General features: G+C 63.3%; 23 protein-coding genes. 15 read left to right on the top strand and 8 right to left on the bottom strand.

Annotated features, from left to right (window positions below):
* Window positions 1–2: 2 nt before the first annotated feature.
* From BVG79_RS10345 to BVG79_RS10325, 5 genes are all read left to right on the top strand, one after another.
* Window positions 3–830: a flagellar motor protein MotB gene (locus BVG79_RS10345; protein ID WP_085786830.1), complete on the top strand. Its 828-nt coding sequence runs from the start codon at window positions 3–5 to the stop codon at window positions 828–830.
* A 73-nt stretch (window positions 831–903) separates the two neighbouring features.
* Window positions 904–2,202, top strand: a complete 1,299-nt coding sequence (locus BVG79_RS10340) for a flagellar hook protein FlgE (protein WP_085786829.1) — start codon at window positions 904–906, stop codon at window positions 2,200–2,202.
* 10 nt (window positions 2,203–2,212) lie between these two features.
* On the top strand, window positions 2,213–3,667 hold the full coding sequence (gene flgK / locus BVG79_RS10335) for a flagellar hook-associated protein FlgK (protein ID WP_085786828.1): 1,455 nt from the start codon (window positions 2,213–2,215) through the stop codon (window positions 3,665–3,667).
* 1 nt (window position 3,668) lies between these two features.
* Window positions 3,669–4,679 carry a flagellin gene (locus tag BVG79_RS10330; protein WP_085786827.1) on the top strand — a complete coding sequence of 337 codons (1,011 nt, stop codon included), beginning with the start codon at window positions 3,669–3,671 and terminating at the stop codon, window positions 4,677–4,679.
* Window positions 4,680–4,681: 2 nt separating this feature from the next.
* Complete coding sequence (locus BVG79_RS10325) at window positions 4,682–5,791, top strand: flagellar basal body P-ring protein FlgI (RefSeq protein WP_085786826.1); 1,110 nt, start codon at window positions 4,682–4,684, stop codon at window positions 5,789–5,791.
* A 54-nt stretch (window positions 5,792–5,845) separates the two neighbouring features.
* On the opposite strand, the gene fliP is transcribed toward BVG79_RS10325, so the two are convergent.
* The 4 genes from fliP to fliF are packed head-to-tail and all read right to left on the bottom strand — an operon-like array spanning window position 5,846 to window position 8,964.
* Window positions 5,846–6,586, bottom strand: a complete 741-nt coding sequence (gene fliP, locus BVG79_RS10320) for a flagellar type III secretion system pore protein FliP (RefSeq protein WP_085786825.1) — start codon at window positions 6,584–6,586, stop codon at window positions 5,846–5,848.
* A complete protein-coding gene (locus BVG79_RS10315; RefSeq protein WP_085786824.1) occupies window positions 6,583–6,879 on the bottom strand; it encodes a FliM/FliN family flagellar motor switch protein in 297 nt (98 codons plus the stop codon). The genes fliP and BVG79_RS10315 overlap by 4 nt, the downstream gene beginning before the upstream one ends.
* The gene (locus tag BVG79_RS10310) at window positions 6,860–7,447 is read right to left on the bottom strand and encodes a hypothetical protein (protein ID WP_085786823.1); all 588 of its coding nucleotides are present in this window, start codon (window positions 7,445–7,447) and stop codon (window positions 6,860–6,862) included. Before BVG79_RS10310 ends, BVG79_RS10315 begins: the two co-directional genes overlap by 20 nt.
* Window positions 7,448–7,458: 11 nt before the next feature.
* Window positions 7,459–8,964, bottom strand: coding sequence for a flagellar basal-body MS-ring/collar protein FliF (fliF, locus tag BVG79_RS10305; protein WP_085786822.1), 1,506 nt, complete (start codon window positions 8,962–8,964; stop codon window positions 7,459–7,461).
* Between the two features lie 130 nt (window positions 8,965–9,094).
* On the opposite strand from fliF, the gene BVG79_RS10300 reads away from it, so the two are divergent.
* The 10 genes from BVG79_RS10300 (at window position 9,095) to BVG79_RS10255 (ending at window position 18,687) form a co-directional block, all read left to right on the top strand.
* A complete protein-coding gene (locus BVG79_RS10300; protein ID WP_236951354.1) occupies window positions 9,095–9,580 on the top strand; it encodes a flagellar basal body-associated FliL family protein in 486 nt (161 codons plus the stop codon).
* Between the two features lie 13 nt (window positions 9,581–9,593).
* Window positions 9,594–10,013: a hypothetical protein gene (locus BVG79_RS10295; protein ID WP_236951353.1), complete on the top strand. Its 420-nt coding sequence runs from the start codon at window positions 9,594–9,596 to the stop codon at window positions 10,011–10,013.
* Window positions 10,010–10,573 carry a MotE family protein gene (locus BVG79_RS10290; RefSeq protein ID WP_085786820.1) on the top strand — a complete coding sequence of 188 codons (564 nt, stop codon included), beginning with the start codon at window positions 10,010–10,012 and terminating at the stop codon, window positions 10,571–10,573. The genes BVG79_RS10295 and BVG79_RS10290 overlap by 4 nt, the downstream gene beginning before the upstream one ends.
* Window positions 10,574–10,645: 72 nt before the next feature.
* Entirely contained in the window at window positions 10,646–11,512 is an 867-nt protein-coding gene (gene motA / locus BVG79_RS10285; RefSeq protein WP_085786819.1) for a flagellar motor stator protein MotA, read from the top strand.
* Window position 11,513: 1 nt separating this feature from the next.
* The gene (locus BVG79_RS10280; protein WP_085786818.1) at window positions 11,514–13,652 is read left to right on the top strand and encodes a hypothetical protein; all 2,139 of its coding nucleotides are present in this window, start codon (window positions 11,514–11,516) and stop codon (window positions 13,650–13,652) included.
* A gap of 73 nt (window positions 13,653–13,725) precedes the next feature.
* Window positions 13,726–14,352, top strand: coding sequence for a transglycosylase SLT domain-containing protein (locus BVG79_RS10275; protein ID WP_236951352.1), 627 nt, complete (start codon window positions 13,726–13,728; stop codon window positions 14,350–14,352).
* 3 nt (window positions 14,353–14,355) lie between these two features.
* Window positions 14,356–16,437, top strand: a complete 2,082-nt coding sequence (gene flhA / locus BVG79_RS10270; protein ID WP_085786817.1) for a flagellar biosynthesis protein FlhA — start codon at window positions 14,356–14,358, stop codon at window positions 16,435–16,437.
* Window positions 16,434–17,213 (top strand): flagellar biosynthetic protein FliR, encoded by a 780-nt coding sequence (locus BVG79_RS10265; protein ID WP_085786816.1) that lies wholly within the window; start codon window positions 16,434–16,436, stop codon window positions 17,211–17,213. Before flhA ends, BVG79_RS10265 begins: the two co-directional genes overlap by 4 nt.
* 2 nt (window positions 17,214–17,215) lie before the next feature.
* Window positions 17,216–18,304, top strand: coding sequence for an EscU/YscU/HrcU family type III secretion system export apparatus switch protein (locus BVG79_RS10260; RefSeq protein WP_085786815.1), 1,089 nt, complete (start codon window positions 17,216–17,218; stop codon window positions 18,302–18,304).
* Entirely contained in the window at window positions 18,301–18,687 is a 387-nt protein-coding gene (locus BVG79_RS10255) for a hypothetical protein (RefSeq protein ID WP_085786814.1), read from the top strand. The genes BVG79_RS10260 and BVG79_RS10255 overlap by 4 nt, the downstream gene beginning before the upstream one ends.
* Here the strand turns inward: BVG79_RS10255 and BVG79_RS10250 are convergent.
* The 4 genes from BVG79_RS10250 to flgG are packed head-to-tail and all read right to left on the bottom strand — an operon-like array spanning window position 18,684 to window position 21,083.
* Window positions 18,684–19,145 carry a flagellar basal body-associated FliL family protein gene (locus BVG79_RS10250; protein ID WP_085786813.1) on the bottom strand — a complete coding sequence of 154 codons (462 nt, stop codon included), beginning with the start codon at window positions 19,143–19,145 and terminating at the stop codon, window positions 18,684–18,686. The genes BVG79_RS10255 and BVG79_RS10250 overlap by 4 nt on opposite strands.
* A gap of 12 nt (window positions 19,146–19,157) precedes the next feature.
* A complete protein-coding gene (gene flgH / locus BVG79_RS10245) occupies window positions 19,158–19,889 on the bottom strand; it encodes a flagellar basal body L-ring protein FlgH (RefSeq protein ID WP_085786812.1) in 732 nt (243 codons plus the stop codon).
* A complete protein-coding gene (gene flgA / locus BVG79_RS10240; RefSeq protein WP_198167847.1) occupies window positions 19,876–20,301 on the bottom strand; it encodes a flagellar basal body P-ring formation chaperone FlgA in 426 nt (141 codons plus the stop codon). The genes flgH and flgA overlap by 14 nt, the downstream gene beginning before the upstream one ends.
* The gene (gene flgG / locus BVG79_RS10235; RefSeq protein ID WP_085786811.1) at window positions 20,298–21,083 is read right to left on the bottom strand and encodes a flagellar basal-body rod protein FlgG; all 786 of its coding nucleotides are present in this window, start codon (window positions 21,081–21,083) and stop codon (window positions 20,298–20,300) included. The genes flgA and flgG overlap by 4 nt, the downstream gene beginning before the upstream one ends.
* Window positions 21,084–21,106 lie beyond the last annotated feature (23 nt).

Raw genomic sequence — 21,106 nt, 5'->3', positions numbered from 1 at the left:
TCATGGCAAATCAGGGCAATATGCGCGTCGTGGTGCGCCGCAGGAAAGTGGCCGCGGGGCGCAGTCACCATGGCGGCGCGTGGAAGGTCGCCTACGCCGATTTCGTCACCGCTATGATGGCGTTCTTCCTGCTGATGTGGATCATCAACTCTGTGACCGAGGAGCAGCGGAACGGCATCGCCAACTTCTTTGCCTCGGGGACGCCTGTGGCCAGCGTCAGCGGCGGTGCAGACGGGATGTTCGGCGGGCGCGACAGCCAAAGCCGCGAGGTTGGCCCCGCGATGGGCAGCGGTATGGATTACATCGCCGGACGTGCGACGCCGCAGCGCGGCGCGATGTCCGCCGCCCAAAACGCATCCGAGGTTCTCGCACTGGAAGAAATCGCCCGTGTACTGGCGGGGCAGGGCGGCGAAAGCGTCGAGGATGATTCCATCCGCCGCCATATCATTACCCGCATGACCGACGAAGGGTTGGTGATCGAGGTTTTCGCGCAGCCCGGTGCGCCGATTTTTCAGGGCGATACCGCAATCCCGACACCGATGACGGTAGCCATTATTCAGATGATCGCGCGCGTCGCCGCGCAAGTGCAGAACGGCATTTCGGTGGCCGCGCATCTCCCCTCGCGGCCCGTTGTTTTGCAGGATAACCCCGTTTGGCGCCTTAGCGGCGCGCGGGCCGACGCGGTGCGCGCCGCGCTGGAAGCCGCTGGCACCCCGCCTGCGCGTTTGCGCCGCGTCACCGGCCACGCCGACCGCAGCCCCGTCACCTCCGACCCCACCGCGCTGCGCAACGACCGCGTCGAAATCACCATCCTGCGCAATGGCCGCTAGCCATTAGGCCGCTGTTAAGCCTGCCCGCCTAGCCTGATCGCAGGCTGATTCTCGCAACAACCAAGGGTACAGAATGTCTATCTCCTCCTCGATGAATGCCGGTGTTGCGGGCCTGTCCGCCAACGCGAACAAATTGGCGACGATTTCCGACAATATCGCGAACTCGTCGACCAACGGGTACAAGCGCGCGCAGACGGAATTCTATGCGATGGTGATCGGCACCAGCAGCAGCAAGTACACGGCGGGCGGGGTGCGCACATCGGCCACGCGAGTGATCGACGAACGCGGCCCGCTGGCGTCGACGACCAACGCGACCGACCTTGCCATCAGCGGCCGCGGGTTTTTGCCCATCACCACGCTATCGGCTGTCGAGGCAGGCGGTGCCCTGCCATTCCAAATGACCACCACCGGATCGTTCACCACGAACTCGGACGGCTACCTGACGACATCCAGCGGCTACGCGCTTTTGGGGTGGCCCGCCGACAGCACGGGGTCGATTGGCACGCAATCGCGCGATACTACATCGGGCCTGCAGCCAGTGCGCGTGTTGACGAACCAGGTCGTCGGCTCGCCCACGACCGCGCTGACCTTGGCCGCCAACCTGCCCGCAACATCGACCGAGGCGGGCGCGACGGGTGATGTCGAAACGCAGGTGATCGAGTATTATGACAACTTGGGCAAAACCAAGACGCTGACCGTGAACTATGTCCCGACCGTCCCTGCGGCGGGCGAATCCAATACGTGGACGGTCGAGATTTACGACGACGCGCAAGGCGGCGCGCTGGTGGGCACTTACGAGCTGGAATTTGACGATTCGCGCACAGGCGGCGGCCGCTTGCTGTCGGTGACCACTGGTGCAGGCGACCCCTATGATCCGGCGACGGGGCTGCTGTCGGTTGATGTTGCGTCGGGGCCCTTGTCCATCAACATCGGCAAGCCCGGACAGCCCGATGGAATGACACAGTTGTCGGACGGCTTTGCGCCGGTGGCTGTAACGCGCGATGGCGCACCTTCGGGCACGCTCACGGGGGTCGAGGTTGATGCAGGCGGCAATCTGTATGGCACCTACAGCAACGGGCTGACGCGGCTGCTGTACCAAATTCCCGTTGTCGATGTGCCCAATGTGAACGGGCTGCAAAGCCTTGGCAGTCAGGCTTATGCGGTTAGCCAAGACAGCGGCGCGTTCTTCCTTTGGGATGCAGGCACCGGCCCTACCGGCGAGATGCTGGGCTACACCAGCGAGGGATCGGCCGTCGATGTCGCGACCGAGCTGACCCAGATGATCCAAACCCAGCGCGCCTATTCGTCGAATGCCAAGGTCATCCAGACCGTCGACGAAATGCTGCAGGAAACCACCAACCTCAAGCGATAAGGGGCGATAGATGAGCCTGTCCTACTCTCTTGGTAACGCGCTGTCGGGGCTGGCTGCGGTTTCGCGCCAGACCGAGGTGATCTCGTCCAACGTATCGAACGCATTGACCGTGGGATACGCGCGCCGCGATGTCGCGCTTTCGGCCAATTCCATCGGGGGGCGCGGGGCGGGCGTGTCTATCGACGGCGTCAGCCGTGCGGTAAACGCGGCTATCACGGCGGACCGGCGCAATGCGCTGACGCGAATGGACGGCTCAACCGTGCTAGCCCAAGGTCTGGCACGGCTGGAGGTTGCGCTAGGTGCGCCGACGGATGTGGGGTCGATCGCAGGGCGTATCACCGCGTTCGAACAGGCGCTTGTCACGGCGGCATCCGACCCCACCTCGCAGGCGGGGCTGGATGCGGCGGCCTATGCGCTGAGCGATATCGTCAAGACGCTGAACGACAACGCCGCAAAAGTGCAGACCATGCGCGCCGAGGCGGACGCCGACATCGCCGGCCAAGTCGACAGCCTGAACACCGCGCTGCAACAGGTTGCCACGCTAAACAAGCAAATTACCCGCGCCCTGACATCGGGTGCCGATGCGGCCGGTCTGATGGACCAGCGCGCGATGGTGATCGATAGCATCGCCGCGATCATTCCAGTGTCCGAGGTGGCACGCGACAACGGTGTCGTCGCCCTGATGGCCCCCGGCGGGGTCATGCTGGTTGAAAACAGCGCCGCGACATTCGGCTTTACGCACTCACCAACGATCACCGCGGATATGAGCTTGCAAAACGGGTTGCTGTCGGGCCTGACCGTCGATGGCCGACCACTGGCGGCAGATGGCGGTGTCGGCAAATTGGCGGGAGGAACGCTGGGGGCGGTATTTGCGCTGCGCGATGACGTGCTGACTTCAGCACAGGCCGGCCTTGACGATGTTGCCGCGGATTTGGCGCTGCGGTTTCAAAATGCGGCCAATGACCCGACCATCGGCGCATCCGGCCCGCTTCTCGGGCTATTGACAGACAGCGGCGCTGCCGTGAACCCTGCGGATACCGTCGGCCTTGCATCGCGCTTGCGAATGAACAGCCTGATCGATCCCGGTGCAGGGGGCGATGCAACCTTGCTGCGCGATGGGCTTTATACAATGGGCGGGACGTCGTCCGGTTCCTCGGTGCAGCTTGCACGCTGGTCAGCCGCCCTAAGCGCCAGTCAAACGCTGCCTTCGGGAACGCTAGCTAAAAGCGCCGCGTCTTCGGCCGCGCATGTGCTGAATGATGTCAGTGCCGCCCGTGTCAGTGCTGACAATGACGTCAGTTTCACCAGCGCGCTTCACAGCAGCCTCTTTTCTGCCGAGGCGGTAAGCGGGGTCGATAGCGATCAGGAAATGCAAAAACTGCTGCTGATCGAGACTGCATATGCGGCCAATGCCAAGGTGATCCAAGCGGTCGATGGCATGCTGAAAACCTTGTTGGAGATTTGATATGGCTTTCACGCCGCTCAGCGACCTTGGCCGTCATTTTGCAAACCGACAGGCCAATTTGCAGATTCGTGAAAAACTGGAGACGCTGACGGCCGAGGTTGCCTCGGGCGAAGCCAGCGATATGTCGGCGCATCTTGGGGTGCAAACAGGCCAGTTCGCTGCGATCAAGCACCGGCTTTCGATGATTGAAAGCTATACCAAATCGGCCAGTTTGCTGGCAACGCAACTGACGGCGATGCAAAGTGCTCTCGAAAACATTGATACGCAGCGCGGTAACATCAGCGCGCAACTGATTTCGGTCAGCAGCCAAGCCACGCAGGTCGAGCTCAGCGCCGCGACCGAGGCCGCGCGGAACGGCTTTGCGCAGGTTGTCGCGTCGTTGAACACTCAATCGGCGGGGGTCTCGCTGTTCGCGGGCGCGTCGACGGATGGTCCCGCAGTGTCGGATGGAGACGATATTCTGGCGGCGCTGGAAGGGTATGTTGCTGGCGCCGTTACGGTCGCTGACGCAAAGCAGCGCATCGCCGATTGGTTCGACGCGTCGTTCCCTGCGGCAGGTGCGGGCGGTGTCGGTTATCATGGGGCGCCGGGCGAAAACATGACGCGGCAGATCGATGCAGACCTGACGGTCACAATCTCGGTGCGCGCCGATGACCCGGTGCTGGTGGGGCTGATGCGCGATTTGGCGACGGCCGCGATTTCCGACAAGTTGGGCTTTTCCAATACCGCGCAGGCGCAACTGGTACATGCTGCGGGCGAGGGATTGATTACGCAAGCAAGCGGCCTCAGCGCCGCCCGCGCGCGTTTGGGTCTGGCCGAGCAGACAGTTGCGCAAACGCAGGCCAAGTTGGCCGTGGAAAAAACCAGCCTTGCAACAACGCGCAACGATATGGCGCAGATCGACACGTTCGAGGCCTCGACTGCGCTGCAGGCGGTCTCGGACCAGTTGGAACTGCACTACACCCTGACGGCGCGGCTGGCGTCGCTGAGCCTGACCAATTATTTGAGGTAGCAATGCGCGCATTTCTGATGGCGGCTTGTGCTGCCATGGCGTTGTTCGCGGGGCAGGCAGAAGCCGCCCCGGCAAGGCTGAAAGATCTGGTGGAATTCGACGGCGTTCGTGGTAACGACTTAGTTGGCTACGGACTGGTCGTTGGCCTGAACGGCACCGGCGACGGCATCCGAAACTCACCCTTCACCGAAGAAATCATGGCGAATGTGCTGGAGCGCTTGGGCGTGAACATAACGGGCGAACAATTTCGCCCACGCAACGTGGCGGCGGTGCTGGTCACGTCGCGATTGCCCCCCTTCGCGCGGTCGGGCAGCCCTGTGGATGTGACTGTCTCGGCTATCGGCGACGCGTCCAGCCTGCTTGGTGGCACGCTGGTTATGACGCCGCTGAACGCTGCCGATGGTGAAATATACGCCGTTGCTCAAGGTACTGTAATTGCAGGGGGATTTTCGGCAGAAGCCCAGGCAGCCCGCGTGACCCAAGGTGTGCCAACGGCTGGCGTCATCCCATCAGGCGCAACGGTCGAGCGCGAGGTCGATTTTGACTTCAGGACCCTTAGCAATATCCGACTAGCGCTGCGCACCCCCGATTTTACCACGGCCGAGCGGATAGAGACCGCCGTGAACCGCGAATTCGGGCGTGGTGTGGCCGTGATGCAGGATTCGGGTACTGTCCTTGTGAACGTTTCGGCAACACGGGCGTCCTCGCCCGCCCATGCGATGAGCCGTATTGAAAACATTTTGGTCGAACCCGAAATTCGCGCACGAGTCGTCGTCGATCAACGCTCGGGCACGATTGTGATCGGCGAAGATGTACGCATCAGCCGCGTGGCTGTATCGCAGGGCGGGTTGACAGTGCGGGTCGAGGAAAACCCGATGGTTGTGCAGCCGAACCCATTTTCGGATGGCGCAACGGTGATTGTACCGCAAAGCACCGCAGCCCTGTCGGTGGATAGCGGCACGGGCGGAATGGCCGAGGTGAATACAGGCACATCGCTGTCTGAATTGGTGACGGGCCTGAACGCGCTGGGCGTTGCGCCCCACGATATGATCGACATCCTGAAAAGCATCAAAGCGGCCGGTGCGCTGCATGCCGAATTTATAGTGCATTAGTGGTGCATGCATGAAAAAGCCGGCCCGATTTAAGGCCGGCTTTTTGTGTGTAAATCAGAAGTAGTTCCGCACCAGGCTGCTGGCGATCAGGCTCCAGCCATCGGCAACGACGAAAAATGCCAGCTTGAACGGCAGCGAGACGACAGCAGGCGGCACCATCATCATGCCCATCGACATCAGTACCGCTGCGACGACCAGATCGATAATCAAAAACGGTAGGAAAATCAGAAAGCCCACCTGAAACGCGCGCGACAATTCGCTGAGCAAGAATGTCGGCACAAGTGTCGAAAGCGGTGCATCGCTGATCGGGGCAGCCGCATTCACATCAGGGCGTAGGGCGGCCAATGTTTCGTAGGTCGACGGGTCGATGCGGCTGGCCATGAACGTGCGAAACGGGGCCAATGCTTCGGTCAACGCGACGTCGAGCGGCAGGCGATCTTCCAACAGGGGGGCGATGCCATTCGCCCATGCGGTGTCGAAAACCGGTGCCATGACGTACCAGGTCAGGAACAGCGCCAGCGTCACGATCAACATGTTTGGCGGTGATTGCTGCGTGCCCAAACCTTGCCGCAAAATCGACAGAACGGTCACCATAAACGGAAAGCTGGTGAACATAATTGCTAGGGCGGGGACCAAGCTGATCAGCGTAATCAGCACCAGCATCTGGATTGATCGCCCTGCCACCGACCCCTCGCCAAACGAAAGGTCGGAAAGCCCCTGCGCCGCTGCGCCGTGGCCGAAAATGCTCAGCGCTAGCGCTGCGAGGGCGACAGCTGCAAGGGATCGTGCAGTCACAGACGCTCGCCCGGGTTGGAGGCGACCTCGGTCAAGCGGACGGCCAGCTGCCCTGGCTCGTCCTCGGATTCTTGCAATTCGCCGCGCGCGATTAGCCGGTCGCCGATATAAATTTCCACGGGGTCGTCGATGCGGCGATCCAACTGCAGCACCGCGTTTTCCTCCAGCGCGAGGAGCTCGCGGACGGAGGGGCGGCTGCGCCCGACGGCGATGGTTACCTCGATCGGTACATTCCACAGCGCTGGGTTTGCGCCCTCGGGCATCGCTTTGTGGTCAGGCGCTAATTCGGACATGGTTTCCCTCGGGATAGGCTTCGTCTGAAGCAAGGTTGGCGGTCATAGTCAGTAGGTCTTGCAGCTGCAGCAGCAGTGTCTCGATATCGAGGCAGCTTTCGCCGTCCCCCGTCGCCAGCATGATCGTGCCCATAGGTACTGCAGCCGCTGGGGCGAGCGTGAAGTGCCCCGGCAGTTGTGGGGCAAAGGCGCGCAGCGTTTCGTAATCTTCGGGTGCCAGCTGCACGGCAATTCCGCGGGTTGTGGTGTTTTCCGCGGCGGTTTCCAGCGCGTCGATCAAGTAAAGACGGAGGGTCTCTGCCCGCAGGCCTGGCAGCAAGCGCTGGGCGATCGTCTGGAATAAAGGCGACAGCGCTGCCAGCACAGATCTTCGCGCTTCTGCGTGGGTAAAACTGTGGTCGGCTAGGGCGGTCGCGGTAACATCCAGCGCGCGCAGGCGGGCCGCAGTTTGGCTTTGCTCGATTTCGGCCATGGCCGCGTCATAGCCAGCCAAGTATTCTGGGCTGGGGCCTGTGTTGCTCTCCGGCTCGCTGTCGAAGGCTTCAAACGCAATAGCGCGTAAGGTCATCGCCGCGCCCCTCAGCTATGCTCGGGCTTGCGCCCGTCTTCGACCCAGGCTTGCAATAGCCGGACGGAATCGTCCTGACGGTCCGATATCAGCGCGGTCAGGCGGGCGACCGGGTCCGGCGCATCCAATGTGCCGAAATTGTTGTCCAGCGCCATCGCCATGGGGAAGGGATCGTCCAACAGAGGCGGCGGAAGTTCCGCGACGGGCGGCGCGGGCCGCAGCATTGGGCGCAGCACGAACAAGCCCAGCACCAGTGCCACCGCCGCAAGCACTGCCCATTGGATCATTTGCATCGCGTCAAACAGGCGCAGCGGTGCGGCGACGGCTTCGGTCCCCAGCGCGGCGGGCGTCACGAACGACATGGCGCGCAGGGTGATGACATCGCCTCGGGCGGCCTCAAACCCGACGGCCGATTCGACCAGCTCGCGCAGGGCGTCCAGCTCCTCGGTTGTGCGGGGCGTCGCGTCCGGGCCGGTGGGCTCGTTTACCAGCACAGCGACCGTCAGGCGACGAATTGCACCCGGGGCGCGTAGCAATTCGCGGCTGGTTTCCGACAGTTCGTAATTCGTGACATTGCGGCTTTCGCGGTCTTCGCTGGTGTTTTGGCTACTGTCTTGATTCGCGGCCCCGTCTGGCAGGTTCGATGCGACGGTGACGTTGCCATCGGCATTGCCTTGGCTGCGGCGCGAGCTTTCGGACAGGTCGTTGGACACAGCGACTCGCCCGTCGGGGTCGATGCGCCGTTCGTGGATCGTCTCGGTTTCGGTCACATTCTCGACTGCTAACTCGACCACGGCATTGCCGGCGCCCACGCGCGCCTCCAGCAGGGCGCGAACACGATTGCGCAGGTCCTCCTGCCGCGTGTCGGCCATCTGGGCATTGTCGGGCGCGGCGATTAGGCCCGCGACGGCGTCGATCACAGCGACATCGGCGGGCTGCAGGCCGGGCACGGCGGCGGCGATCAATGACCGAAAGGCTTGGGCCTGTTGCTGCGACACGCTGCCGCTGGTCATGGTGACCGTCACCGCAGCGGTTGCGGGCTCGCCTTGCTGGAACGCGCGCCCTGCGGGGGGCGATATATGCACGCGTACCGCGCGCAGGCCGGGCACGGCAAGGATGGTGCGGGCCAGTTCCCCCTCTTTCGCGCGCCAATAGGCGGCATCGAACATTTGCGCGGTCGTGCCGAAGCCGGACAGGTTGTCCAGCAGTTCGTAGCCCTCGGCACCAGCGGCAGGCAGGCCTGCGCCCGCCAATGTCATCCGCAGCAGGTCACGCGATTCGACGGGCACGTAAATAGCGTCGCCGCGCACCTCGAACGGGCTGCGTTGTTGTTCGATCGCGGCGACAACCTCGGCCGCGGCGGCGGGATCAAGGCCGGAATACAGCAGCGCCATATCGCTGCGGCCCAGCCCGCGCGCCAGCCCGATAATGGCCAGAAATACCCCCAGCGTTGCCGCCGCGACAATCAGTCGGCGGCGCATCGAAAAGCTGGACCACAGGGCGATGAGGTTTCTCACGAGGGGGGCACTCCTGTCTTTATGCAGCGGGCTTCTGCCTGCTGGGGCATTAAAGACTCATGCGCCTTAACAATCGGTTAGTTCCTGCGGGCTAGTTTCGCCCCGAAACAACGGGCAAGGAGAATCCTTCATGGTGGCCATGGCAGATGCTGACCTTTCCACCCCCAAAGGCAGGGGGCGAAAGGCAATTCCGCTGATTCTGGGGCTGGTGCTGGCGCTTGCGGGCGCGGGCGGGGGCTACCTTGCGGTGTCGCAGGGGCTGTTGCCGTGGCAGGGGCGCGAATCGACGCACGAAGGGGCGGTGCACGTGGCCGACAACATCGCCTTCGTCGCGATGGAGCCTTTGATCGTCAACCTTCCAGTACAGGCCGGTGGGCGCTACCTGCGCTTTACCGCGCAGCTTGAGGTGCCAGCAGACAGTGTGTCCGCCGTCAACCATGTGATGCCGCGAATCACCGATGTGCTGAACGGGTATCTGCGCGCCGTTACGCCCGCCGATCTGTCCGATGCCAGTGGGATGATGCGTATGCGTGGAATGATGCTGCGCCGCGTCCAAGCTGTCGCAGGCGAGGGGAACGTGCGCAACATTCTGATCATGGAACTGGTGGTGAACTAAGATGGGGACGGGAATGAGCGGTATCGCCGATATTCTGATGATCGCCGCAACGCTGGCTGCCGCGGTTTACTGCCACGTTCTGGCGCGCCGCCTGCGGGCCTTTACGAATTTGGAAAGTGGTGTCGGCGGCGCGGTGGCAACGCTGGCGCGTCAGGTCGACGACTTGCAACGCGCCCTCAGCGCCGCGCGCGTGGCGGGTGACCAGTCGGCGCAGCGGTTGGACGCCGCAAACCGCAAGGCCGAGGAGAGCGCGCGTCGGATCGAACTTTTGCTGGCTGCGATGCATGATCTGCCCGATACCCCGCGTGCCGCGAAGCCTGCCGCCAAGGCGCCAGCCAAGCCACGCAACCGCAAAGTGGCCACCCCCGTGCCAGCGCTGCCCCCCGCCGAGCTGCCGACATTCCTGCGCCCAAAACCCGAGGTTTCGGTATGAAGCGGCCCGCCTACCACGCCTTGCAGGTGTTGACGGGATTGATGCTTGTGTCCGGCGTCGTCCGCTTTGGCGTCGTGGCCACCAGTGCCGTCGCGGCCGAGGGGAATTTACCCGAAATGGGTTTGCCTGCCAGTGCCACCGATGGCTGCGCCCCCGCCAGCGATGCGGTGCTGGCTGCCCTGCGCGCGCGCGAAGATCGTCTCGTGCAGCGCGAGGGAGCGATGGCAGACCGTATGCGCGCCCTCGAGGTGGTTGAGGCGCGCGTGCAAAACCAGCTAGTGGCGCTGGACCGCGCGCAAAGCGACTTGGCTGCCACGATGGCGCAGGCCAGTACCGCCGCCAGCAACGATTTGGCCACGCTGACCGCCGTTTACCAAGAGATGAAACCCGAGGAAGCCGCCGCCATCTTTACCGCGATGGACCCCGTCTTTGCTGCAGGCTTCATGGCGATGATGCGGCCACAAACCTCGGCTGCGATTTTGGCGCGCCTCGACCCGGCGCAGGCCTATGGAATCAGCGCGATCATCGCGGGCCGCAATACCGGCGCGCCGACCAACTAACTTCACCGGCCAAGGGGTTTCTTAAGCTTTGCCCCGGTAGGGTGAGTCGACAGTAATGAGACAGGGAAAACGATGTTCGGGCTGGTAGGTATAGCGGTCGTCTTTGTGATGGTCTTTGGCGGCTATTTGCTGTCGGGTGGAAAGATGGGGATCGTGCTACACGCCCTTCCGTTCGAACTGATGATCATTTTCGGTGCGGCGATCGGGGCGTTTTTGCTGGCGAACGGGCTGGGTACCGTCAAGGCGACGCTGAAGGTGCTGCCACGCGTTTTCAAGGGGCCGAAATGGCGGGGCGATGACTACCGCGATTTGCTGGTTCTGCTGTTCGAGTTGATCCGTCTGGCGCGCGCTAATCCTGTTGCCCTTGAAGAACACATCGAATCGCCGGAAAGCTCGGCGATCTTCGCGCGATACCCCCGCATAGTGGCCGATCACGAGGCGATCAGCCTGATTTGCGACACGCTGCGCGCTGCAGGGATGAATTACGACGACCCGATGCAGGTCGAAGAGGTGCTGGAAAAGCGCCTCGAGGCTAGTCGCCATCACGCGATGCAACCGGTCCATGCCTTGCAGACGATGGCCGATGGCTTGCCCGCGCTGGGCATCGTTGCCGCGGTTCTGGGCGTCATCAAGACGATGTCCTCGATCGACCAGCCACCGGCTGTGCTGGGCAAGATGATCGGGGGGGCGCTTGTGGGCACGTTCCTTGGTGTTTTTCTGGCCTATGGTTTCGTCGGGCCAATGGCCGCGCGGCTGCAAGCCGTGTGCGAAGAAGACGCGCATTTCTACCAGTTGATCCGCGAAGTTCTGGTCGCAAATCTTTACCAGCACGCCCCACCGCTGTGCATCGAAGTGGGCCGTCAAAATACGCCTGAAAACCTTCGCCCAGGATTTGCCGATCTGGAACTGGTTTTGAAAGCTAGCAAAGAGGCAGCCTGACATGCGTGCATCTAGTCTGATTGTCCTTGCCGCCCTCGCGCCGCTACCCGCCCTTGCGCAAGGGGTGGTGGATCGCGCCGAGGTTACCGTGCGCTCGGGGCGTCACCCCACGTTCACGCGGCTGACCTTCGCCTTGCCGGAAGGGATGACGTGGCAGTTGGGGCGTGCGGGGGGGGGCGGCTACCGCCTTCTGCTCGACCGGCCTGCACAGTTCGATACCTCGAGCGTTTACCAGCGCATCGGGACGGATAGCGTCGCCGCGCTGGTGGCCGGGCCCTCTGACCTGCGCTTGGACCTCGGCTGTGAATGCTATGCCGAGGCTTTCATGGCGACGCCGCAATTGCTGGCCATCGATTTGCGCCCCGGAAAGCCGCCCGCATCCGCGCGCTACGAACAGCCCTTGCAGGCCGCCGCGGAACCTCACGCGCTTCCTGCGCATGACGATCGCATCGATGCCGCTGTGCCGCTGGTCTTCCGTCCGCGCCCGACGCCCGAACCCGATCTGTCGGTGCTAGAAGCTGCCCTGATCGAATCCTTCGCGCGCGCCGCTGCGCAGGGTTTGGTGGATCCTGCCGCGCCCGTGCAGACGCAAACGGTCGCCGCCGCGCCGCCGTTGGTCGCCCCGCCTGATCAGCCCGCCGACGCTGGCCCAGTGACCGAAGCTGTCGTTGCCGTCCCCGGTGTTGCCGCGCAGACCAGTCTTGACCGCGACACGGGCCGCCCCGCGCCTGACAGGCTGTCGCGCGCGGGCGAGGAATGCTTGCCCGACGCGGGTTTCGATTTTGCGCAGTGGGGCAACGGGCTCACGTTGCAAGATGCCATCGCCACGGGTTTTGGCGCACTTTATACTGTGAACGAGGCCGTCACGCGCGAGGGTGTGGCCACTTTGGCGCGAAGCTACCTGCATTTTGGCTTCGGGCGCGAAGCAGCTGCGATCACCGCGCTTTATCCGCTGCCCGACGCGGGCGTTGCACGCTTAGCTGCGCTGGGCCGCATTATTGACGAGGATCTGGTCGCCCCCCCGATGTTCGCGGCGCAGCAGGGCTGCTTGGGCGCTGTTTCGCTGTGGTCCGCACTAGAAGCCGACGCGCTGCCCCCCCTGCGGTCCGAGGATCGGATCGCCTTGATCAACGCGCTGCGCGATCTGCCCGAACCCCTGCGTGGGCAAATGGGGCTGCGCCTTGCCCGCCTGTTTTTGCAAGTGGGCGAGGTTGAAACCGCTCAATCCGTCATGGCCATTGGGTCGACGGCGCACACCTTCGGGTCTGAAGGTGTGGCAAGCCTGATCGCCGACCATTTGGGCGGCGCGGCGGCAGCGCTGTCTGTTCTGCGCCAAGCGCAGGGTGAGGGGGGCGTGTTGGAGGCCGATAGTCTGTTGGCTGTCGTAGACGCCATCCTCGTGCGCCAAGAAATCCCGCCCGAAGCTTTGCTGGAAATGGTGGCCGCCGCGCGCTACGGGGCGCGGGGCACCGCGCAAGGCGCCGATCTGGCCGCAGCCCAAACGCGCATGCTTTTGGCACGCAGTGATCTGGCCACAGCAAAGGCCTTCTTGTCGCAGATTGATTTGGGCCTGACTGCATCGGGCTTGCGTGACCTGCGCGATGCGTTGCTGTCCGCGCAAGCGGCCAGCTTGCCCGACCTCGCTTTCCTGACCGAGGCTTTGTCCACGGATGCCGCCACCGTCGGCGGCGCTGCGGGGAATGCCGTCGCGCGCCGCCTGATTGACCTGGGGTTCGCCGATCAGGCGCTGGTCTTTCTCACCCCCGCCGCCGACGGCCCTGACATGGCCGAGCGGCGCTATTTGCGGGCCGAGGCTTCCGCGTTGACCGGTCAGGCGACGATCGGGCTTGCGGCGCTAACCGGATTGTCCGATCCCCGCGCCGAGGCGTTGCGTCTAAACCTAAGCGATCCCGTTATGGCCGTCGACGGCGATGATCGCGCGTGGCGCAGCGGTGACTGGGGCGCGTTGGCGCAGACCGATGATACGCTCATCCGCGCGGCTGCGTTGGAAATGGCCGCACCCGCGCCCGCCGCAACCAGCGTGGATAGCATTGCGCAGGCCGAGGCGTTGCTGGGTGATGCCGCCGCCGCACGCGCTTTGGCCAACGATCTGCTGGGGCGTTTTGCACCCCCGCGCTAACGCTTCGTTCACCAGAATCATGAAAACTGGTCGGCGTGCCGTAAGGGTGATTGATAAAAAGGGGCAAGGCGGCGTGCAGCGTGCATCGGCCATATACACGGTTCTTTTGCTACTGGGCCTTGCTGGCCCTGCGGCGGCCGATCTGTGTTCCGATGCAGCCGCCCGCGTCGCGCCGCGCTATGGCGTGCCCGTGGCTGTGCTGACGAGCGTGGCGAAGGCCGAGACAGGGCGCACGCGCGGTGGCGCGCTGCAACCTTGGGCGTGGACGATTAATCATGCGGGCACGGGGCAGTGGTTTGATGACAGCGCGGCAGCGCTTGGCCGTGCGCGGCAGCTGATCGCGCAGGGCGAGACGAATTTCGACAGCGGATGCTTTCAAATCAACTGGCGCTGGCACGGCACCGCCTTTTCGGACGTGTCCGAACTGTTCGACCCATCCCGCAGCGCCGCCTACGCCGCCGAATTTTTGCGCCAGCTGTATGACGAGTTGGGCAGTTGGTCGGCTGCGGCTGGCGCCTACCATTCGCGCACGCCCGAACTGGCGGCTCGCTACCGCCAGCGCTTCGACCAGATTCTGGCCAGCGAAGGCGGGGCGCCCGCATCACGCCCCGCACGCCCGGCCCGCATCAATTCCTACCCACTTTTGCAATCATCGGGCGGGGCGCGCGGCCTCGGTTCGCTTGTCCCGGGGCGCAGCTAAGCTATGAAATTCGATATAAAAAACCTGTTCAGCCCTACTGTTGCGCTGGCTTTGGCGCTGTTGACCGTCATTATCATGATGGTGCTGCCAATGCCGTCTTGGGTGCTGGACATCGGCCTTGCAACATCGTTTGCATTGGCGATTCTGATCTTCACCGTAACACTGTTTGTCGAACGTCCGCTGGACTTTTCGTCTTTCCCGACAGTGCTTTTGGCCTCGCTACTACTGCGGTTATCGCTCTCGGTATCCTCGACCAAACTGATCATCGGGCAGGGGCATACGGGCACCGACGCTGCAGGCCACGTGATCGAAGGTTTTGCGAATTTCGTGATGGGCGGCTCGATCGTTCTGGGGTTGGTGGTTTTCGGCGTGCTGTTGATCGTGAATTTCATGGTCATCAACAAGGGCGCCGCCCGCATGGCCGAGGTTGGCGCCCGCTTCGCCCTCGACGCTATGCCCGGCAAACAACTAGCCATCGACGCGGATATGGCGTCGGGCGCGATCGACCACGCCGAAGCCCGCGCGCGGCGCGAGCGCGAACAGTCGGAAACCACGTTCTTCGGCTCCCTCGACGGGGCGTCGAAATTCGTCAAGGGCGACGCGGTTGCGGGGCTGCTGATCACGGCGTTGACGTTGGTGGCCGGGCTTGCGTCAGGTGTCTTTGTTCAAGGAATGCCTATCGGTCAGGCCTTTGAAACATATGCGATTTTGACAGTGGGTGACGGGCTTGTCAGCCAAATTCCCGCAGTGATCATTTCGGTCGCATCGGCCCTGCTGCTGGCGCGCGGTGGGGCGACGGGTGCGGTCGATCTGGCCCTGATCGGTCAGCTTGGCCGCAGGCCCGCCCCGCTGTTCACCGTGGCCGCCCTTATGACGGTGCTGGCGCTGGTACCGGGTCTGCCGACGCTGCCGTTTTTGGGCGGGGCAGGGGCACTATGCTATGCGGGGTATCGCAGCTATCGCGCGCAACGCGCTGCCCAGATGGCTGACGTTGCGCCCGCAGCAATCCCTTCAGCGCCGCCGCGCACGATGGGCGACGTGATGGATGTCGATGACATTCACGTCGAATTCGCGCCTGATCTGGTCGAGATGGTGCTGGACCCCGCGACAGGCCTGGACGCGCGTATTGCCAGCATGCGCAATCACGTTGCGACGGCCTTCGGCTTGCTGCTGCCCGAAATTCGCCTGACCGACAACCCCGCGCTGCCCGCAGGCACCTATGTCGTGCTGGTGCAGGGGGTAGAACAGACGCGTGCGATGCTGCGCCCCGGCCGCATGTTGGCGCTGCTGTCGGGGCCGGGCGCTCCGGCGCCCGCAGGCGAGGACGTGAAAGAGCCTGTCTACGGCGCGCCGGCGCGCTGGATTGCACCCGACGCGCAGGCCGATGCCGCCTTGTCGGGACTGACCACCGTCCAGCCCGCCGAAGTGCTCGCAACCCACTTGCTCGAGGTGATCAAACGCAATTTCGCGCGCCTGATGACGCATAAAGCCCTGCGAAAACGCTTGGATGAAATGGTGAACTTGACCGACAAGGCGCGGGCCGACGCCAACCGAAAGTTTATCGACGAGATGATCCCCGACCGCGTTCCGATGGACTTGTTGCTTTCGGTGCTGCGCCTGCTGCTGGAGGAGCGAGTCTCGATCCGCAACCTCCCACTGATTATCGAAGCCATGGCCGAGGCTCGCGCGCTAGCGGCCCATCCCGAAGCCGTCGCCGAACACGTCCGTCAGCGCCTCGGGTTTCAGTTAGTGGCCGAATTGCGACGACCTGACGGCTCGATCCCGCTGGTGCAACTTGCGCCCGAGTGGGAAGAAATCTTCACTACCTACCAAATTGGCGCGGATCGCACGATGCAGGATGTCGCCTTGCCCCCCGAAGAATTCAACCGCTTGGCCAGCGCCATAGCCGAACGCATCGGTGCGGCGAGTGACATGAATAATTACCCTGCGCTGGTCACTTCTGGGCGGAGGCGCCGCTTTTTGCGGACGGTCATGCAGGCCAAGGGTATCCCGAATCCCGTCCTATCGTTCGAGGAAATCGGCGTTGATGCCCGCCCTGCTTTGGTGGGCGTTGTCGCGGCATGAACGACCTTCAGGCCTTGGTTGACGTCTCGCAACCGTTCGCCTTTGCCGCGTTTCTGGCGTTCTTGCGCGTCGGTGCTTTCGCCGCGCTGCTGCCTGCCTTTGGTGAGCAGACCTTGCCCATGCGCGTGCGTTTGGCGGTTGCGCTGGCGCTGACCACGCTGGTGTTGCCCGCGGTTGTCGATCAACTGCCCGCCCAGCCTGACAGTCTGGCCGCCACGGGGCATATTGTGGTTATCGAAGTCGCGGCTGGTTTAGTCTTCGGCCTTGGGGTGCGGCTGTTGGTGTGGGCGCTGGAATTCGCGGGGGCGCTTGCTTCGCAGTCGGTCGGGGTCGCGCAACTGTTCGGCAGCGGCATGACGGCCGAGCCCTCTAGCGCGTTTAGTCAAGTATTTGTCTTGACTGGGTTTGCACTGGCATGCGCGATGGGCCTGCCGCTGCACGCGGTGGCTATGATGATCGGCAGCTACAGCATCATTCCCAGCGGGTCGTTCCCGACGCCAGATCTGTTGGCCGCAACACTGTTGCCGGGCTTTCAAAACTCGTTTGGCTTGGCGGTGCGGCTTGCGGGGCCCTTCTTCATCGCGGGGCTGCTATACAACCTGACGCTGGGCTTCGTGAACCGCGCAATGCCGCAAATGATGGTCACCTTCGTCGGCGCCCCCGCGCTGACAGGGGCGGGGCTTATTTTGCTGTTGGTGGCCAGCCCCGTCCTGCTGGGTATCTGGGTCCGCGCGCTGATTGCCGCTTTCGCCACCCCCTTCGGCCCGAGTTTGTAGCCATGGCCGAGCAGGACAGTAGCGCCGAAAAATCCCACGAACCAACCCAGAAAAAGCTGGATGATGCGCGACAAAAGGGCGACTTTCCCCGCTCGGCTGACCTGACCGTCGCGGCGGCCTATGGCGGCTTTTACCTGGCGCTAGCCGCTGTCGGCGGCACTGTCGCACTGCGCGGGGTCGATCAGCTGGGCGGTCTGTTGTTCCATGCCGAGGGCCTTGCAACGCAAGCTTTCCGCAGCCATCCGTCCGCTGTGGTTGGACCGCTGCTGACGACCGCGATGTTGGTGGTTTTACCGCTTTTACTGGTGCCTGCCGCCTTTGCACTGGTTAGCCTGTTTGCGCAGCAAGCGCTGGTGTTCGCACCGTCAAAACTGGCAGCAAAGCTGTCGCGTATCTCGCCGCTGTCGGTGGCCAAGCAGAAATTCGGCCTGGCGGGCATCGTCGAGTTTTTGAAAAGCGTGGTGAAACTGGTCCTCTTTTCCGCAGCTTTGACGTGGTTTCTTTCCACGCGGATGGAGGAAATCGCCGCCACCCCCGCCATGCCCGTTCGCAGTCTGCTGATGTTCTTGGGGCATCAACTGCTGGCGATGGTTCTGATCGCGGTGGCCATTTCCTTACTGATTGGCGTGGTCGATGCGGTCTGGCAGCGCCTGCGCCACTTGCGTGACAACCGCATGACCCGCCAAGAGGTCATGGATGAAATGAAGGACAGCGAGGGTGACCCCCAGCTGCGGCAACAGCGTCGCCAGCGCGGGGTAGCCATTGCCATGAACCAAGTTGCGACCGAAGTGCCCAAGGCCAGCGTCGTCATCGTCAACCCGACCCACTATGCCGTCGCGCTACAATGGAGCACCGACAGCCTGCGCGCCCCGGTCTGTCTGGCCAAGGGGGTGGATGCTGTCGCGCTGCGTATGCGCGAAATTGCCGCCGAGCACGGCATTCCCATCCAAGCCGACCCGCCTACGGCCCGCGCGCTTTACGCGGAAACCGAGGTTGGGCAAGAGATTGGCCGCCAGCACTATCGCGCCGTTGCCGCCGCCATCCGCTTTGCCGACGAGATGCGCAAGAAAGCCCGTAAGAGTGTGATATGACCCAACGTGACCGGCGTGAGTTGAAAGAATTGGCCCAGCTGACCGCCTTGGTCCGTGCGCAGGCCGAGGGCAAGTTGGCGCGACTGCGTCAGCAAGAAGCGGCTTTGCGGGCGCAGCGCGCCGCCTTGGCTTCAACATCGGCGCAGGCCTTTGACCCGCTTCTCGCCGTCGATCGGCAGGCCGTCATGCAGGCAGGTGTGAATTGGCAAAGCTGGGTGGAAAGCCGTAGCCGCAGTTTACTGGCGCAAGAAAGCCGCGTGCGCGCCGAAATCCATAGTCTGACCCCCGATGTCGCCTTGGCGGTGGGGCGCGACGATGCGGTAAACCGCCTGCGCCAAGACTTGCTGGCGCAGGCGTCCCAAAAGGCAAACCGGCAGGATTAGTAGTCTTGTCGGCTAAGGTCGGTGACCAGTATGTCGCGCACGCCCGCGCCGATTGTTTCGCTGGCGGCCGCCCGCAAGCGGTTGCGTAGCTGTCGCATCACGTCCGGTGCGGTGAACATGCCGTCAAACCCGCCCGTGTTTGCGTGGTCATATAACACTTGCAGGAACTGATCGCGCAGTTTTGGTGTCATCGGCGCGACTTTAGGCGCATCTGCGGGCAGAATTTCCAGCCCCAGTGACATGACCACAATCGATGTAGTCGCGCCGTTGCGCAAAATTGGCACCACGAAAGCCTCGTCCAGCGGAACGTAGGTCGTGGCCTCGGCCGGTGCCGGGCTAGGCGGTGCGCTGTCATCGCTTGCGGTGTGGGTCGTCGGGCGGGCGGTCATGATGCCCGCCCCGATACCACTGGCGGTGCCCAAAATCAGCAGCGCAACGGGGATGATCAGTTTTTTCATCACGGCCTCGGGTTAGAAGGGGGACAGGCGATCAACGATCTGATGGCCGTAACGCGGGCTTTGCGCGACCGAGATCGGGCCGCGCCCGCCATAGGAAATACGGGCCGAGGCGATGCGATCATAACTTACCTCGTTCTGGCGGTTGATGTCGGCGGGGCGGACGAAGCCGGTAACGGTGAGTTCGCGGATCTCGTTATTGACGCGAATTTCCTGACTGCCGGTGATCTCCAGCGCACCGTTTGGCAGGGTGGCGATCACTGTAGCCGCGACGCGCAGGGTAAGCCGCTCGTTGCGGCTGACCGACCCGTTGCCGTTGAAATTGCTAGATGATTCCGTCTGCACGCCGGGGTTCAACGTCGCGCCGCCATACAACACCTCGGCCGCGCGTTCGGGCAGCCCGAGGAGTGCGCCCACGCTCATCTCTTGCGAGGAGGAGCGCGCCTGCGCCGATGTGTTCGAGAATTCCGCGCGGTCATTGATTGAAATGGCGACCGTCAGAATGTCGCCGCGCTGCATCGCGCGCCGATCGCCCAACAGCGAATTACGCGTACCCGACCACAGGGATGCGCCGGCGCTGTAAGGGCGCGCGCCATCCAGTGATAGCGGCAGACCCGATGACATCATGGCCGTGTGTTCGTCCGACAACAGGCTTGGTGTCAGTTGGGGCTGCGTCAACAGCGGCGTGCCGCCGCCGCAACCGGCCAGCAACATGGCTGGAATCAGCCAGAATTTAAGGCGAGACATGGGCGGCCCCCTCGACCCCGATGCGCGCCATTACGGTGTTGCGCGATTGCAGGTTCATCACGCGGATCAGATCGCCTGCGCCCGCGCGTTCCAACGCGCGACCCTCGGTTGTGATCATCACGGCACCGCGTGCAAATACCAGCGGAACAACCTGATTTCGTTGAACGATTGCAGGCTGTCCGAACTGGCTGGCCTGCAGCGGGCGGCCCGCATAAACGGGGGTGCGGGCCTCTAGCCCGATGATCTGCGAAGGGTCGGTGATCGCGCCGGGGATGTCGCCTTGGCGCAGGGCAAGATCCTCGGGGGCGATGGTGCTTTGGGCCGGAATTGTCCGCAGCACGACCACGTAATCCGCCGCGGCGGGGCTGGCGAGGCACGCCGTGACCAGCGCAATTTTGCGCAACACCGTCATCGAATTTGCACCATGGCGGCCAGCATCTGGTCGGCTGCCGTAATAACTTTGGAATTCAACTCGTACCCGCGTTGGGCGGCTATCAGGTCGGTGACCTCGCGCACGGCGTCAACGGTGCTTTGCTCCAGATACCCTTGGCGAAGGGTGCCCAAGCCGTCCTCGCCCGGTACGGCCACGGCGGGCTGGCCCGATGCGGCTGTTTCCAGATAGAGGTTCGATCCCATAGCCTCGAGGCCGCGCGGGTTGACGAACATGGCAAGGTTCAACTGGCCCAGAAACTCTTGCTCGACCGAGTCGGTGAAGCTGGCGTAAACCTCGCCCGCCGCGTTGATCGCGACGGATTGGGCATCTTCGGGGACGGCGAGGCCGGGGGCGATCTCGTAGCCGTCCGATGTGACGATCAGGCCGTCGCCCGTCAGCTTTAGCGCGCCATCACGCGTGTAGCCGATGCGACCGTCGGGCAGCGCGACCTCGAAATAGCCTTGCCCTTCGATCGCGACGTCCAGCGAGCCACCGGTTTCTTGCAGCGTGCCTTGCCCCAGCAGCGGCGAGACGGCGGTCGTGCGCACACCCATCCCCAGCTGGATGCCGGTAGGCAAAATCGTCCCGTCGCTGGCCGATACGGTGCCTGCGCGCTGCACTTGCTGATAATGCAGGTCGGCAAATTCGGCGCGGCGCGGGTTGTAGGCGGTGGTGTTCATATTCGCGAGGTTGTTCGAGATCACCTCGACCCGGGTTTGCTGGGCCAGCATGCCGGTTGCGGCAATATCCAGAATACGCATAGCGGCTTTCCTTGGGGTGTTTT

It is taken from the genome of Ketogulonicigenium robustum (assembly GCF_002117445.1).
Classification (GTDB): Bacteria; Pseudomonadota; Alphaproteobacteria; order Rhodobacterales; family Rhodobacteraceae; genus Ketogulonicigenium; species Ketogulonicigenium robustum.
This window is presented reverse-complemented; position numbering and strand designations above follow the sequence as displayed.

Excerpts from the sequence above, each read along its gene's own strand:
- BVG79_RS10315 (WP_085786824.1), bottom strand. The coding sequence starts at position 6,879 with ATGTCCGAATTAGCGCCTGACCACAAAGCGATGCCCGAGGGCGCAAAC.
- BVG79_RS10300 (WP_236951354.1), top strand. The coding sequence starts at position 9,095 with ATGGTGGCCATGGCAGATGCTGACCTTTCCACCCCCAAAGGCAGGGGG.
- BVG79_RS10260 (WP_085786815.1), top strand. The coding sequence starts at position 17,216 with ATGGCCGAGCAGGACAGTAGCGCCGAAAAATCCCACGAACCAACCCAG.
- BVG79_RS10330 (WP_085786827.1), top strand. The coding sequence starts at position 3,669 with ATGGCTTTCACGCCGCTCAGCGACCTTGGCCGTCATTTTGCAAACCGA.
- BVG79_RS10295 (WP_236951353.1), top strand. The coding sequence starts at position 9,594 with ATGAGCGGTATCGCCGATATTCTGATGATCGCCGCAACGCTGGCTGCC.
- BVG79_RS10290 (WP_085786820.1), top strand. The coding sequence starts at position 10,010 with ATGAAGCGGCCCGCCTACCACGCCTTGCAGGTGTTGACGGGATTGATG.
- BVG79_RS10345 (WP_085786830.1), top strand. The coding sequence starts at position 3 with ATGGCAAATCAGGGCAATATGCGCGTCGTGGTGCGCCGCAGGAAAGTG.
- BVG79_RS10250 (WP_085786813.1), bottom strand. The coding sequence starts at position 19,145 with ATGAAAAAACTGATCATCCCCGTTGCGCTGCTGATTTTGGGCACCGCC.
- flgK (WP_085786828.1), top strand. The coding sequence starts at position 2,213 with ATGAGCCTGTCCTACTCTCTTGGTAACGCGCTGTCGGGGCTGGCTGCG.
- BVG79_RS10265 (WP_085786816.1), top strand. The coding sequence starts at position 16,434 with ATGAACGACCTTCAGGCCTTGGTTGACGTCTCGCAACCGTTCGCCTTT.
- BVG79_RS10280 (WP_085786818.1), top strand. The coding sequence starts at position 11,514 with ATGCGTGCATCTAGTCTGATTGTCCTTGCCGCCCTCGCGCCGCTACCC.
- flhA (WP_085786817.1), top strand. The coding sequence starts at position 14,356 with ATGAAATTCGATATAAAAAACCTGTTCAGCCCTACTGTTGCGCTGGCT.
- BVG79_RS10340 (WP_085786829.1), top strand. The coding sequence starts at position 904 with ATGTCTATCTCCTCCTCGATGAATGCCGGTGTTGCGGGCCTGTCCGCC.
- flgA (WP_198167847.1), bottom strand. The coding sequence starts at position 20,301 with ATGACGGTGTTGCGCAAAATTGCGCTGGTCACGGCGTGCCTCGCCAGC.
- flgH (WP_085786812.1), bottom strand. The coding sequence starts at position 19,889 with ATGTCTCGCCTTAAATTCTGGCTGATTCCAGCCATGTTGCTGGCCGGT.
- motA (WP_085786819.1), top strand. The coding sequence starts at position 10,646 with ATGTTCGGGCTGGTAGGTATAGCGGTCGTCTTTGTGATGGTCTTTGGC.
- BVG79_RS10255 (WP_085786814.1), top strand. The coding sequence starts at position 18,301 with ATGACCCAACGTGACCGGCGTGAGTTGAAAGAATTGGCCCAGCTGACC.
- flgG (WP_085786811.1), bottom strand. The coding sequence starts at position 21,083 with ATGCGTATTCTGGATATTGCCGCAACCGGCATGCTGGCCCAGCAAACC.
- BVG79_RS10325 (WP_085786826.1), top strand. The coding sequence starts at position 4,682 with ATGCGCGCATTTCTGATGGCGGCTTGTGCTGCCATGGCGTTGTTCGCG.
- BVG79_RS10310 (WP_085786823.1), bottom strand. The coding sequence starts at position 7,447 with ATGACCTTACGCGCTATTGCGTTTGAAGCCTTCGACAGCGAGCCGGAG.